Source organism: Simonsiella muelleri ATCC 29453, assembly GCF_002951835.1.
GTDB classification, from domain to species: domain Bacteria; phylum Pseudomonadota; class Gammaproteobacteria; order Burkholderiales; family Neisseriaceae; genus Simonsiella; species Simonsiella muelleri.
The window spans coordinates 370,342-384,402 of record NZ_CP019448.1 but is presented as its reverse complement, the minus strand read 5'-3'; the positions used below and the strand labels follow the sequence as shown (position 1 = coordinate 384,402).

13 protein-coding genes are annotated in these 14,061 nt (G+C 34.1%); 8 read left to right on the top strand and 5 right to left on the bottom strand.

The window, feature by feature from the left end:
- Both BWP33_RS01865 and BWP33_RS01860 read left to right on the top strand, forming a co-directional pair.
- Window positions 1-987: a glycosyltransferase family 52 gene (locus BWP33_RS01865; RefSeq protein ID WP_002641066.1), complete on the top strand. Its 987-nt coding sequence runs from the start codon at window positions 1-3 to the stop codon at window positions 985-987.
- 60 nt (window positions 988-1,047) lie between these two features.
- Entirely contained in the window at window positions 1,048-1,953 is a 906-nt protein-coding gene (locus tag BWP33_RS01860) for a glycosyltransferase family 4 protein (RefSeq protein WP_002641067.1), read from the top strand.
- An 11-nt stretch (window positions 1,954-1,964) separates the two neighbouring features.
- Here the strand turns inward: BWP33_RS01860 and BWP33_RS01855 are convergent, their stop codons facing one another.
- Window positions 1,965-2,720: an IS5 family transposase gene (locus BWP33_RS01855; protein WP_002641156.1), complete on the bottom strand. Its 756-nt coding sequence runs from the start codon at window positions 2,718-2,720 to the stop codon at window positions 1,965-1,967.
- A gap of 14 nt (window positions 2,721-2,734) precedes the next feature.
- Here BWP33_RS01855 and BWP33_RS01850 point away from each other — a divergent pair, with 14 nt between their 5' ends.
- From BWP33_RS01850 to BWP33_RS01830, 4 genes are all read left to right on the top strand, one after another.
- Window positions 2,735-2,989 (top strand): hypothetical protein, encoded by a 255-nt coding sequence (locus BWP33_RS01850; protein WP_104930284.1) that lies wholly within the window; start codon window positions 2,735-2,737, stop codon window positions 2,987-2,989.
- Window positions 2,990-4,031: 1,042 nt separating this feature from the next.
- Window positions 4,032-5,138: a glycosyltransferase gene (locus BWP33_RS01840; RefSeq protein WP_002641070.1), complete on the top strand. Its 1,107-nt coding sequence runs from the start codon at window positions 4,032-4,034 to the stop codon at window positions 5,136-5,138.
- Entirely contained in the window at window positions 5,125-6,264 is a 1,140-nt protein-coding gene (locus tag BWP33_RS01835; protein WP_002641071.1) for a glycosyltransferase family 4 protein, read from the top strand. The genes BWP33_RS01840 and BWP33_RS01835 overlap by 14 nt, the downstream gene beginning before the upstream one ends.
- A gap of 6 nt (window positions 6,265-6,270) precedes the next feature.
- A complete protein-coding gene (locus BWP33_RS01830; RefSeq protein ID WP_002641072.1) occupies window positions 6,271-7,497 on the top strand; it encodes a sugar transferase in 1,227 nt (408 codons plus the stop codon).
- Window positions 7,498-7,561: 64 nt separating this feature from the next.
- On the opposite strand, the gene BWP33_RS01825 is transcribed toward BWP33_RS01830, so the two are convergent.
- The 4 genes from BWP33_RS01825 to BWP33_RS01810 form a co-directional block, all read right to left on the bottom strand.
- Window positions 7,562-8,533: a class 1 fructose-bisphosphatase gene (locus BWP33_RS01825; protein ID WP_002641073.1), complete on the bottom strand. Its 972-nt coding sequence runs from the start codon at window positions 8,531-8,533 to the stop codon at window positions 7,562-7,564.
- 80 nt (window positions 8,534-8,613) lie between these two features.
- Window positions 8,614-9,459, bottom strand: a complete 846-nt coding sequence (locus BWP33_RS01820) for a 23S rRNA (adenine(2030)-N(6))-methyltransferase RlmJ (RefSeq protein WP_002641074.1) — start codon at window positions 9,457-9,459, stop codon at window positions 8,614-8,616.
- A gap of 63 nt (window positions 9,460-9,522) precedes the next feature.
- Complete coding sequence (locus BWP33_RS01815; protein WP_040628451.1) at window positions 9,523-10,167, bottom strand: OmpA/MotB family protein; 645 nt, start codon at window positions 10,165-10,167, stop codon at window positions 9,523-9,525.
- A gap of 31 nt (window positions 10,168-10,198) precedes the next feature.
- Window positions 10,199-11,164 (bottom strand): MotA/TolQ/ExbB proton channel family protein, encoded by a 966-nt coding sequence (locus BWP33_RS01810; RefSeq protein WP_002641076.1) that lies wholly within the window; start codon window positions 11,162-11,164, stop codon window positions 10,199-10,201.
- A 241-nt stretch (window positions 11,165-11,405) separates the two neighbouring features.
- On the opposite strand from BWP33_RS01810, the gene BWP33_RS01805 reads away from it, so the two are divergent.
- Complete coding sequence (locus tag BWP33_RS01805; RefSeq protein WP_040628454.1) at window positions 11,406-12,026, top strand: RlmE family RNA methyltransferase; 621 nt, start codon at window positions 11,406-11,408, stop codon at window positions 12,024-12,026.
- A gap of 60 nt (window positions 12,027-12,086) precedes the next feature.
- The gene (gene ftsH / locus BWP33_RS01800) at window positions 12,087-14,057 is read left to right on the top strand and encodes an ATP-dependent zinc metalloprotease FtsH (protein WP_002641078.1); all 1,971 of its coding nucleotides are present in this window, start codon (window positions 12,087-12,089) and stop codon (window positions 14,055-14,057) included.
- Window positions 14,058-14,061 lie beyond the last annotated feature (4 nt).

Here is a 14,061-nt window from a genome sequence, read left to right as displayed (position 1 = left end):
ATGAATTTGATTATTTGTTGTACACCATTGCAAATGCTTATAGCTGAGGCAATCATTAGACAGTCTAATGAGAAATATATATTATTAGTATTATCTTTATCAAAAAGTAATAAATATACATATTATTTAAATAATTTAAGAAAACATACGATTGATAGTTATTTTTTTGAGATATCTCAAAAAAATAAGATATTACAGTTGATTAATTTTATTAAATTTAGATATTTTGTCATATCCGAAATATTAAATAAAGACGTAAAAATAAAATCAGTCTATATTGCAAGTATAGATTCTGTCTATTTACACTCCGCATTAAGTTTACTTAAGTATAGAAACAGTCGTTTATGTATTTATACATTTGATGATGGAACTGCTAACATAGACGAAAATAGTCAATTTTATATAGAAAACAGAAGTAAATATGGGAAAATTTTTTATTTTTTACTTGGAAATAGATACAACCTATCAATAGTAAAAAAGGAATCATCCTTGCATTATACAATATATAAGAATATGAAAAATATTATTTACAATACTGAATACATAGATATAGTTCATTTTTATCAAAATAAAAATGATGCTACATCTGAGAAAAATCAAATATCTCCGCCCAAATGTATATCGATTCTGTTAGGGCAGCCCCTATCCCCAATGACAAAGAAAGACTATATACATTTAATTGAGAAAATTCATAACAATTTCAATATTGATTTTTACTTCCCTCACCCTAGAGAAGAGTATTCAATTAACATCATTGATAATATTAATTGTGATTTTATTTTTGAAGAATATATTATTTCTGAATTAAAGAAAAATAATTATATATATCATATATTTACTTTTTTCAGTAGTGCAGCATTAAATATAAATAATCTTTCAGAAAGAATAAGCATATTTTCAATATACTCAAATTTGATACCTACGACCTATAATAATGCATACAATATCTTTAAGAAGCAAAATGTGCAAATTATAACTATAGATTAATCTTACCTCCTGTTTTGACTTAAACTTATTTAAAAACAAAAAAAGGAATGATGATATATTATGAAGAAAAAAATTTGTTTTCTAATTGGAAATTTAGATAATTATGGTGGAACCGAACGTGTAACTAGTATCATTGCTAATGAATTAATTAAATTCAAAGAATATGAAATTCATATACTTAGTTTAAGAAATGGTTTAAATCCTTTCTTTGATTTGAACCCATTGATTCGGATTAATACATTATATACTGATGATGTATCTATGAAGATTCATTTTATTGAAACAATTTATAAAATCCGTAAATTTATTAAATTTTATTCAATAAACACTCTTATTGTTGTTGATAGCATTAGTTGTATATTTACAGTCCCTGCTTTGTTAGGTTTAAAAGTTAATCATATTTGTTGGGAACATTTTAATTTTAAAGTTAATCTTGGTACAAAATTTAGAGATTTAGGTAGGATATTAGCAGCAAAATATTGTAATCATATTGTAACATTAACACAAAAAGATAAAGAATTTTGGGAAAAGCATTTATCTTTTGTAAAAATCAATAAAATTACTCCCATTCACAATCCAATAATTAATAGAGAAAAATGTTTTGATTTAGAACATAAACAAAATTATAAAAATATTTTAGCCATTGGACGTTTGAGTTATGAAAAAGGATTTGATTTATTATTAGAAGCATGGGCTTTAGTATGTAAAGAAAATTTAAATTGGAATCTACGTATTATTGGTAGTGGAGATTGTGAATTTGCATTAAAAAAACTGGCTAAAGACTTACAAATTGAATCCTATGTGGAATTTATTCCCCATACAAAAAATATTAATTATTACTATGAAACAAGTTCTATATACTGCCTAAGTTCGCGTTTTGAAGGTTTTCCTATGGTTCTATTGGAGGCATTGTCGTTTGACTTACCAATTGTTTCATTTGATTGTGACACAGGCCCTAGGGGCTAATGACATTTTAGCTATAATTTCAACCAAATCAAAGCACAAGCTAATGATACAGTACTTTCATAATTACGTTTTAATTTATCGTACCGTGTTGCCAGCGCACGAAAATGCTTTAATCGTGCAAAAGCGTTTTCTACCAAGTGCCTGATTTTATATAAATACCAATCTGTGCCCACATTAAGATGTTCTCTATTTTTCTTATATGGAATATTGGCTTTACTTTGTTTAGACTGAATTAACCGACGAAAAGTATCACTGTCAAAACCCCTATCAGCACACACGGTTTCATTATCACTTAAATCCAATTGTGCCAATAAATCAGGCGCAACAACAATATCATTTACATTACCAGCTGTAATGATAAATTCAATTGGATTACCACAAGCATCAACCGCTAAATGAATTTTAGACGTATGACCACCGATACTCTTACCAACAGCTTGATGCGTAATGGATTGTTTACCCATACCGTGTTGATGAACGCGGATATGGCTACCGTCCATAAAGACCCATTCCATATCGGGTGTATCTACCAAATGTTTGAATAATCGGGTAAAAATACCGCGTTTAGACCAGCGATTGAAACTTTGGTAAAGGCTGTTTGCTTTACCAAAATAACTAGGTATATCAGCCCATTGGCAGCCTGTACGTAAGCGAAATAGGATACCTTCTACTGTTTTGCGTAAATTTTTCTTGCGATAAATGCCAAGCTGTTTCAAAATAGGCAACAGTCTTGACCATGTTTCATTTGTAAGCGTGTTTCGGGACATGGCAAAGGTTTGGGATGGTTGCGTGGAAACAATATCTTAAATCCTTTGCCTCTTTTTTTGAATTGTCAATAGCCCCTAGTGAAATGGTTCAACATAATGAAAATGGTTTATTGGTATCTCCATTAAATATTTATGAACTTAAAAATAGTTTACTAAAAATAATGATGATGCCTGCAGATAAATATAAAGAATACTGTATTAACAGTCAAAAAATAAAAAATACTTTTTATATTGAGAATATTATTACTAAATGGACATCTATTTTATGAAAATAAAAATACAACAAATTTATTTTTATATTTTCTCATGTTTGTATACTCTTTTATTTTTATTTTTATTATTTGAGGTCGATTGGTTTAAATTTTCATTTTTGCGAACTGAATCTGATATATTTAATTATAATAATATATTAACTTCAGGTGGATATGAATTAAATACTACTTCACTCTCATGGGAAATGATCTTTAATGAACCTCTATGGGCTTTAATTATTTCAAATATAAGTAACTATTTTTCTAACGAGAATAGCATATATATATTCTCAGTATTACTACCAACTATAATATCAATACTGTATATTTTATTTATATATAAAAATACAAGGATGTATTATTCAATTTTTATGTTACTAAATCCATTGGCCACAATGTTTTATTTAAACCAATTACGTTTAGCTTTTTCTGTTTCTATACTATATATAGTATTAGATATCTTATATGATAAAAAAAATAATGTTTTACATATCTATAAATTGCTATTTTTTACTGCTCCATTAATCTTAATACATACATCAAGCATAATTTATATACTATTAATTCTTTCTTATTATTTCATTAGTACGCGGTTATTATCAAAATCGTTTATTATTATACATATTATATTGGTATTTATAGGTTTTCTTCTTAGTTATATGACAAGTTCTCTTTTATCAGATATCTTAACTATAATTGGAGATGAGCGGCGAGCCAGTGTTTATGCTACTACTCAATGGCAAACATCCTTTTTGACTTCTATTTACTGTTTTTTCCTTTATATTAATATAGCATTATCATCAAAATCAAAAATAAAAAATGGTTGTATAAATTATTTATCATGTTATGATTACATATCTATAATAATTTTATTAATGGTACTTTTTTCTCCATTATTTACAGGTGGGTACCCATTAAGATTTTTATCAGCTATCATCCCAGTACTAATATTATGTATTTTAGAACAGAAATTTATTTACAAAATACTAAGTATAGTATATTGGCTAATAATTAGTTTGTATATCGGTTTTAGTACACTAAATTGGAGTTATTTTTTTATATGAAAATTTTATATGTAATCACAGGGTTAGGTCTTGGTGGTGCTGAACGAGTTACCATAAACTTGGCGGATGAAATGCAAAAAAATGGGCATGAAGTAAAAATTGCATATTTGGCAGGCAATATTCAAGTTACTCCAAAATCAGAAAAAATTGAGTTAATATATTTAGGGTTGGAAAGTATTTATTCTTTTCCAATGAGTTGTTACAAATACTGTAAACTAATATCACATTATCAACCTGATATTATTCATGCCCATATGGTGCATGCAAATATATTTACACGCTTAAATCGTTTGTGGTGCAAAACCCTTAATACTAATAAATTAATTTCTACAGCTCATAATTCTGATGAGGGTGGTAAATTGCGAATGATGGCATATAGATTAACTCATTCCCTAGCCAACGTTACTACTAACGTCAGCCAAGAAGCTAGTCAAGCATTCATTGATAAAAGAGCAGTAAAAAATCAGGAAATAATAACAGTTTATAACGGCATTAATACTAATATATATGCTCCAGCAATAATTGATAAAAAGTTTTATAAAACTGAATTTGATGTCAATCATGAAACAATATTTCTTTCAGTTGGTAGATTGCATGAACAAAAAGACTACCCTAACTTAATTAAAGCTATTTACATTTTAGAACAACAAGGATTTTTTAATAAATTCCCTGCAAAATTTCTTATTGCAGGTGATGGTGATTTGTTGGATAAATTAAAAGGGTTAATTTCATATTATAAACTTAACCATTTACTTATATTACTAGGTGTAAGAACTGATATTTCTCGTCTGATGAATATGGCTGATTTTTTTGTATTATCATCTAAATATGAAGGGTTTGGGCTGGTAGTAGCTGAAGCAATGGCATGCAATACTTTTGTAATTGCTACTGATTGTGGTGGTGTTTCCGAAGTTATGGGAAATACTGGTATTTTAGTTCCCAAACAAAACACGGAACTACTTGCAAATGCAATAAAAAAAGCTTTACAACTGCCTGAACAAATAATTGATGAAAATAATTTGAAAGCAAGACAGCGTGTTGAAAAGTTATTTTCTTTAGAAACTAGCGTAAAAAGATGGTTAGAAATATATGAATCAAAATAAAAAAATCCTGATTATTGGCGGTGATGCCACAACTTTATTAAATTTTAGAAAAGAATTAATTATAGAATTAGTTCGTAAAAACTATACTGTTTATTGTTGTGCATCTAATTATACATCCACACAAATGCAAATAATTAAAGAATGGGATGCCATTCCCATTTCTCATGAATTGAATCACAAAGGAATGAATTTATTCGGTGATTTTAACATAATGTTATCATTAAAAAAACAAATAGTTGATATAAAGCCAAATATTGTTTTCTCTTATTTTGTTAAACCCGTTATTTTTGGTACATGGGCAGCAAAATTAGCCAAAGTACCTAAAATTATTGGTATGGTTGAGGGATTAGGTAATGCTTTCACTCCCTACCAGCAAGGTTTTACAAATAAAGCGAGAATCATTCAAATTGCACAAATTATTTTATATTGGTGTTCAGTCCCATTATTAAATAAATTAATTGTACTCAATCCAGATGATAAAAAAGATTTGATTGATAGATTCCATATTCCATCAAAAGAAACAATTATTTTAGGCGGCATTGGTGTAGATTTAGAAAAATTCACTTATCAACCAATAAGTTCAATTAAAATAATTCGATTTATCTTTATTGCACGACTATTACAAGCAAAAGGTATTTTTGAATATTTGGAAGCGGCTAAACTGGTAAAAGAAAAATATTCAAACTGTGAATTCGTTATTTTAGGCGGATTTGATGAAAATAATCCATTTGCTTTGACAAAAGAACAATTACAACCTTTTATTGACAATGGTTTAGTAGTACATCTTGGTCATGTTGATAATGTTGCAGAAGAAATTACTAAATCTTCAATATTTGTACAGCCCTCTTTTCGTGAAGGTGTCCCTAGAAGTACGCAAGAAGCTATGGCTATCGGTCGTCCTATTATTACCACAGATGTGGCTGGTTGTAGAGAAACCGTTATAAATTGGAAAAATGGCTTTTTAATTCCTCCTTATAATGCTAACATATTGGCAGAAAAAATGATATTTTTTATAGATAATCCTGAACAAATTTCCATAATGGGCAAAGAAAGCAGAAAAATAGCCGAAGAAAAATTCAATGTTCATATTATCAATCATCGACTTATTGATATTTTAGAAAACTAGTATATAATGTCTACATTTACATCCTTTAAAACACGCCTATGGCTAGGTACACTTGCTAGCACGCTACTTCCCTATGTGCTAATTCTGCCATGGTCATACAACTACAATGGTTACGCCTATATTGTCAGTATGCTGGCTGTGGCATTTACTCATTTTGTCAATGCTCATTCCATTTATGCAATTACCAACCATCCAGGGCATAAATCTGCATTTAGCATTATTCCTACGGCATTTCTTTGCTTTTTTTGTGCGTGGATAGCATTAAAAATATTGGGGTTGCCTTATTCAATTGTATATTTGGAGTTAGGTTTTTTGGTTTCATGTATATACAATTACTATAGCTTTAAATTGCGCACACGAACTAAATCTACTTTTGCGTATATTCCAATAGGCGATGCTATTGATGCTTATCTGTTACCTGAAATAAAATGGCTCAAACAAGTTAATCCACAAATTCAATTAAATGAAAAAATTCAAGGCTATGTTGCTGATTTACAAAGCAATGATTTAACTTCTGAATGGCAAAATTTTCTAGCAATGAAAACTTTGAAAGGGATTCCCGTTTATCATATTCGGTATGTGGAAGAAATGCTAACTGGACGTGTCAAAATTAAGCATATGTATGAAAATAATTTAGGCTCATTACTACCATCTTCTATTTATATGAATATTAAACATTTTTTAGAATGTCTATTAATTATTTTGTCATTTCCGATTACTTTGCCTGTGGTATTTATTACTGCTTTACTTATCAAATTAGAAGATGGTGGTTCAATTATTTATACTCAACCGCGTGTTGGCTATCGTGGTCAAACTATTATTGTGTATAAATTACGCAGCATGAAAGAAAATAATCAAGAAAGTGCCACAATCTCTAATGATGACAGGATTACCAAAATTGGTAAATTTATTCGTAAAACACGAATTGATGAATTACCACAATTTATCAATGTATTAAAAGGTGAAATGAGCCTAATTGGTCCGCGAGCTGAATTCAAGCCATTCGCTGATGAATTGGAAAAACAAGTTCCATTCTATAATTATCGCCATATTGTCAAACCAGGTATTTCAGGTTGGGCGCAAGTTATGCATGGCTACGCTACAGGAGCAGAAGAAACTCAAATAAAATTAGAACATGATTTTTATTATATTAAGCATTTTTCTTTTTCTCTTGATGTTATAATTTTTTTTAAAACAATCAAAACAATGCTTACAGGTTTCGGAGCTAGATAGCATAAAATAAAAAGGCAGCCTAAAAAGTTTTCAGGCTGCCTAGATATTTTATTCGTGTTACCCTCTAAATATGCAATTCACGCACATGACCCACTTCTTCCGCACTGCCTAACACCACTGCCACACGCTGATGCAATCCAGTCGGTTGAATTTCCAGCATATTTTCACGCGAATTGGTAATTTTACCACCAGCTTGCTCCACCACTAACCCCAACGGATTAGCTTCGTACATTAAACGTAATTTCCCTGCTTTGCTTGGATCGCGATTGTCTTTCGGATACAAAAATACACCACCACGCATCAAAATCCGATGCACTTCGGCCACCATACTCGCCACCCATCGCATATTATAATTTTTTTCACGCACTCCATCTTCACCAGCCAATAATTCATTAATATATTTCTGAATTGGTTGTTCCCAATGACGCTGATTAGATGCATTAATCGCAAATTCTGCTGTCTGTTCAGGGATTTGTGGCAAAGATTTCGTCTCAATAAATTCACCTTGCTCATTCAAAGTAAATACGTGCACACCATGCTTAAACGTCAAAACCAGCAAAGTTTGCACGCCATACAACACATAACCAGCCGCAACTTGCTCACTGCCCTTTTGCAAAAAACTTTCTGTTTTCAGGCTGCCCGAAGGTTTCAACAACACCGAAAAAATCGTGCCAATTGAAATATTAACATCAATATTAGACGAGCCGTCCAATGGATCAAACAACACCAAATAACCACCCTGCTCATTGGCAGCGACAAAATTGTCCTCTTCCTCGCTCGCCAAACCTGCCACATTCGGATTGGTACGCAATGTATCAATCAAAATCTGATTAGCAATCACGTCTAATTTTTTTTGCGCCTCACCTTGAATATTACCTGTACCAGCCTCACCCAGCACACCTGATAATGCCCCTAAACGTACATTACGGCTAATTTGTTTACAAGCAATAATAATGCTTTCTACTGTGCTAATTAATTCTTTTGGAATATGATTTTCTTGAGAATGTACCATCAAATATTGCGAAAATGTTTTCATCAAAATAATCTCCATCACGTTGATAATTAATACTACATTTTACTACATTTTCTCTTTTTCAGGCAGCCTGAAAAATATTTCTAACGAATTTTATATTCTAAAACAACCTTTGCCCCATCATCTTGCATTAATATTTTTCCCAATTTTGGTAATGTGTTATGCAGTATTTCAGGCAGCGTGTAAGGCGGATTAATCACAAACATACCACTTCCATGCATACCCAATCCATTAGCTCGTGGTGCATGAACATACAATTCAGCTCGTAAATAATTGTCTGGATATAATTTTTTTAATTTTTCAGGTAACTCCTGACTCTCAACACGACTCAAACACGGATACCAAATCATGTAACAACCTTGCTCAAATCGTTTCAACACATCTTTTAACGTTTGCACCACACGCGTATAGTCTTGTTTTTGTTCATAAGGTGGGTCAATCAGCACCACTGCACGGCGAGTTACAGGCGGTAACAAAGCAATCAAACCAGCAAAACCATCTTCTTGCTTGATGATGCCACGTCTGCCCAATTTTGCTTCACGCATATTATTGATTAAATGTTGAAAATCAGTCGGATGTAGCTCAAATAAACGCAATTTATCTGCTTCACGCAACATACTTTGCGCCAACCACGGCGAACCACCATACAAATTTTCATCATCTAAATTATCCAGTAAATGCGTAACAAAATCATGCAATTGCGTAGGTAATGTTTCAGCCGCCAACAATCGCGCCACACCATCAGCAAATTCACCAACTTTCTGCGCCTGCTCGCCACGCAAATCGTAAATCCCTGCGCCACTGTGTGTATCAATATACCAATACGCCTTATCCTTTTGATTATAATAATCTAATACCAAATACAACAAAAAATGTTTCAACACATCAGCATGATTGCCCGCGTGAAAAGCATGACGGTAACTTAACATATTTATTCCTATCTAAATACTTTCAGGCTGCCTAAATTGACATATTTAAGGCAGCCTGAAAATCTATTTCTGATTTTTTTTCGGTTGTTTTGTCCAATCGGGTTGCTTAAAATCAAAACGCAACAACACGCGCCTATCGGCTGGATTTTCGGTTGGACTGGCATCGTTTTCGCCGCGCCCGACTGCGGTCATTTTGGCAAGCAATTCGGCTTTATGTGGAAAATCAGGCATTTGTGTATCAATATATGACAACACCGCATTGGCACGTTCCGTACTCAGCTGCATATTGGACGCATAACTGCCCACGCTATCCGTATGCCCCTCCACAATCAAACGCGTAATTTCTTCCTGCTGCTCACCCGATAATTCATCAAAAACCGCTTTCGCAAACACAGGCATCAGCTGATCCAAAATCGCTTTGCCTTCAGGTTTTAACACCGCTTTACCCGATTCAAAAGCAAAATCTGCTGCAATATTCATATCACCCGTACGTGGATCGGTTTCAATTTCCAAACCACTTTTTTTGAGTGCTTGCTGCACATCTTGCACAATTTCATCACGTTGTGCATTTTGATTAACCAAAATCGCAATACTCAAAGTCAAAAAAATCGCCATCAGTCCTGTCATTAAATCAGACAAAGCAATCCAAGTAGTTGATTCATCTTCATTTTCAACAACAGGCTCATCATACATTTGCAACATATTCATTTACCTATTTTCAGGCAGCCTGAAAAATAAATTATAAAAATTTATTAGAAAACAATTTCTTATTTTCATTACTCAATTCTTCCAATTCTTGCTCCAATTTTTTGAATGGGTCAAGTGCGCTGCTGGTGGTCGTAATGGGTTTATCGGGCGCAGGAAGTGGCGATTGCGGTACATGATTAATCTGCCATTTTTCAATTATTTGTCTATTTAATTGATTTTGTTCAGTTAACTGATGACTGATTTTTGCCAATAATTGCGTTTGCGCATCCATTTTTTCATGAAACATACTCATCATATGGTCATGAAATTCAGCACTATAATTTGTCATTGGAATCAATAATTTAGAGATAGTTTTATTCAATGTCTCCTGAATACCACTCAATTCTGCCAAATGTGGTGCAAATTGTGCTTGTTGCGCCAAATAATGTTGCATTTCTGCCGATACACCGATGGGATTGGCAGCAGGCACAGAATTTTGACCAATATTTTGATTTTGAAGTGTTTTATTAATTTGATTGGTGGCATTCAATTGCGCCGACAAAAATTGTAAAACTGCTTCATTATTTTGTTGAACTTGTTTATTTTGTTGTTTATACTGTTGAATAGCTTTATTTTTTTCAATTTGAGAACGATGATGATAAATGGCATTAACCGCCACATTCAATACCATAAAAATCGCCGCGGAAGCAATCCCCAAAATGGAATACACAAATACCGATTTCAATTCATTGACAAATAATTGAATTTGTTCAATTTCTGTACCAAAACCACGCAAAGAATCCGTTAAACCATAAAACGTGCCAAACAAACCCAATGCCGTCATAATACTAGGAGCTTGTTTCAGAATATTTCTACCCCATTGATTTAACATACGAAATTTTTCAGGCAGCATCGCCCAAATAAATGAAGCGAAAAAAATCACCGCCGCCAACATCATTAAATTAAAAACGTTAGGCAAATGACTCCGCGCAATAATAAGAATACCGTCTGAATTCATATAGTTATCCTGCAAATATATTTGTTCTTTATTTTCAAAACAGTGATTATAAAGTAAAACACAACACAAATAGAATCCAAATGCTGCGATTAACATAAAAATTGTGGTTAAAATGAGCGACAAAATTAACAATAAAATTAAAGTGAACACTCAAGCTACAAGGCAGCCTGAAAATAGCGTACAATGTTATTTTTTCATTTTCAGGCTGCCTGAATATCTATTTATTAATAGAAAAAACAATATGGTACAACGCTCTAAATCTTCTACCACATGGATGAATGAACATGTGAATGACCCCTACGTACAACGCGCCCAAAAAGATGGTTATCGCGCTCGTGCTGCCTACAAATTATTGGAAATAAATGAAAAAGATAAAATCATTAAACCCAATACCGTGTTGGCAGATTTGGGCAGCGCACCTGGTAGCTGGTCGCAAGTTGCCATTAAACTGGTGGGCAAACAAGGCAAAGTATTCGCACTGGACATTTTACCAATGGAACATATTGACGGTGTGCAGTTTATTCAAGGCGATTTTCGTGAAGCCGATGTGTTGGCGCAATTTGAATCGCTGTTGGAAAATCGCCCACTGGATCTTGTAATTTGCGATATGGCACCCAATATGTCTGGCAACGCTGTGATGGACCAAGCGCGGAGCTATTATTTGTGTGAATTGGCGTTGGATTTTTCACAAAATCATTTAAAAACAGGTGGTTGTTTTTTGGTTAAGGTATTCCAAGGTTCTGGGTATCAAGAATATTTAACCGCCATGCGCGAAACCTTTACTGTGGTGCAAACGCGAAAACCTGATGCATCACGTAATCGCTCCAGTGAAATTTATCTATTAGGCAAAAATAAACGCTGACAACTTTATTGATGGTGTTTTACAATCTCTCTCACTTAATTATTATAGGAGTTTGTTTCTGTGGGAAACAATTTTAAAAATATACTGGTTTGGGGTGCGCTGTTTTTGGCCATCGGTTTTGGCGTGAATGCCATGCAGGAGAAAAAATCAGATAATCAACAAATTGAGTATTCACAATTTATTAAACAAGTTAAATCAGGTGAAGTCAATAATGTTAATTTGACGGGTTCGCCTGTTGGCTATGTCATTCAAGGTGAACGCAACGATACCAGTAATTCCAGCTTTACCACTAATGCACCATTAGACGATAAATTAATTCAAACGCTTGAAGAAAATAACGTTCGCGTCAAAGTAACACCTGAAGAAAAACCAGGTATAATCAGTGGGTTATTAACAAGTTTATTGCCTGTATTACTGTTAATTGGTGTGTGGATTTATTTCATGCGTGCACAAACAGGCGGTGGCAAAGGTGGGGCGTTTTCATTTGGTAAAAGTCGTGCGCGTTTGCTGGATAAAGATGCCAACACCGTCAAATTCGCTGACGTGGCTGGTTGCGATGAAGCCAAAGAAGAAGTACAAGAAATTGTAGACTACTTAAAAGCACCTAATCGCTATCAATCTTTAGGCGGACGTGTGCCGCGCGGTATTTTATTAGCAGGTTCTCCAGGTACGGGTAAGACCTTGTTAGCAAAAGCGATTGCGGGTGAAGCAGGTGTACCGTTTTTCAGTATTTCAGGTTCGGATTTCGTGGAAATGTTTGTCGGTGTCGGGGCGAGTCGTGTACGCGATATGTTTGAACAAGCAAAGAAAAATGCGCCGTGCATTATTTTCATTGACGAAATTGACGCAGTAGGTCGCCAACGCGGTGCAGGTTTGGGGGGGGGCAATGATGAACGCGAACAAACTTTGAATCAATTATTGGTAGAAATGGACGGTTTTGAAAGCAATCAAACCGTTATCGTGATTGCCGCAACTAACCGCCCTGACGTATTAGACCCAGCTTTACAACGTCCTGGACGTTTTGACCGCCAAGTGGTTGTGCCATTGCCTGATATTAAAGGTCGCGAGCAAATTTTGAATGTCCATGCGAAAAAAGTTCCTTTGGACGAGAGTGTGGATTTGAAAACTTTGGCGCGTGGTACACCAGGATTTTCAGGTGCAGATTTGGCAAATTTGGTCAACGAAGCTGCCCTATTCGCAGGTCGCCGTAACAAAACCAAAGTGGACATGAGCGATTTTGAAGACGCCAAAGACAAAATTTATATGGGTCCAGAACGTCGCAGCATGGTCATGCACGAAGATGAAAAACGTGCCACCGCTTATCACGAAGCTGGACACGCAATTGTAGCAGAAAGTTTGCCATTTACTGATCCCGTCCACAAAGTAACGATTATGCCACGTGGACGCGCGTTAGGCTTGACTTGGCAGCTGCCTGAACGCGACCGCATTTCCATGTACAAAGACCAAATGTTGAGTCAATTGGCGATTTTATTCGGTGGACGTATCGCGGAAGATTTGTATGTGGGACGCATTTCTACAGGGGCATCAAATGACTTTGAACGTGCTACCCAAATTGCACGTGAAATGGTAACGCGTTTTGGTATGAGCGAAAAAATGGGCGTGATGGTGTATGCAGAAAACGAAGGTGAAGTCTTTTTAGGACGCAGCGTAACACGTTCGCAACACATTTCCGAAAAAACCATGCAGGAAGTAGATGCCGAAGTCCGCCGTATTTTGGACGAACAATACAATGTGGCGTACCGAATTTTGAGCGAAAATCGCGATAAAATGGAAACCATGTGCAAAGCCTTAATGGATTGGGAAACCATTGACCGCGATCAAGTAATTGAAATTATGGAAGGAAAACAACCCAGTCCACCAAAAGATTACAGTTACAATTTACGTAAAGAAGGCGAAGAAGATGCACAATTGGCACAGCCAACTACACAGTCTGAACCTGCAAAATCGGACGAAGTGTCAACCAATTTAACGCAGCCTGAACACGATTCCAAACCAGAAGATAATAAATAATCAC

Excerpts from the sequence above, each read along its gene's own strand:
- BWP33_RS01865 (WP_002641066.1), top strand. The coding sequence starts at position 1 with ATGAATTTGATTATTTGTTGTACACCATTGCAAATGCTTATAGCTGAG.
- BWP33_RS01860 (WP_002641067.1), top strand. The coding sequence starts at position 1,048 with ATGAAGAAAAAAATTTGTTTTCTAATTGGAAATTTAGATAATTATGGT.
- BWP33_RS01855 (WP_002641156.1), bottom strand. The coding sequence starts at position 2,720 with ATGTCCCGAAACACGCTTACAAATGAAACATGGTCAAGACTGTTGCCT.
- BWP33_RS01850 (WP_104930284.1), top strand. The coding sequence starts at position 2,735 with ATGGTTGCGTGGAAACAATATCTTAAATCCTTTGCCTCTTTTTTTGAA.
- BWP33_RS01840 (WP_002641070.1), top strand. The coding sequence starts at position 4,032 with ATGAAAATTTTATATGTAATCACAGGGTTAGGTCTTGGTGGTGCTGAA.
- BWP33_RS01835 (WP_002641071.1), top strand. The coding sequence starts at position 5,125 with ATGAATCAAAATAAAAAAATCCTGATTATTGGCGGTGATGCCACAACT.
- BWP33_RS01830 (WP_002641072.1), top strand. The coding sequence starts at position 6,271 with ATGTCTACATTTACATCCTTTAAAACACGCCTATGGCTAGGTACACTT.
- BWP33_RS01825 (WP_002641073.1), bottom strand. The coding sequence starts at position 8,533 with ATGAAAACATTTTCGCAATATTTGATGGTACATTCTCAAGAAAATCAT.
- BWP33_RS01820 (WP_002641074.1), bottom strand. The coding sequence starts at position 9,459 with ATGTTAAGTTACCGTCATGCTTTTCACGCGGGCAATCATGCTGATGTG.
- BWP33_RS01815 (WP_040628451.1), bottom strand. The coding sequence starts at position 10,167 with ATGAATATGTTGCAAATGTATGATGAGCCTGTTGTTGAAAATGAAGAT.
- BWP33_RS01810 (WP_002641076.1), bottom strand. The coding sequence starts at position 11,164 with ATGAATTCAGACGGTATTCTTATTATTGCGCGGAGTCATTTGCCTAAC.
- BWP33_RS01805 (WP_040628454.1), top strand. The coding sequence starts at position 11,406 with ATGGTACAACGCTCTAAATCTTCTACCACATGGATGAATGAACATGTG.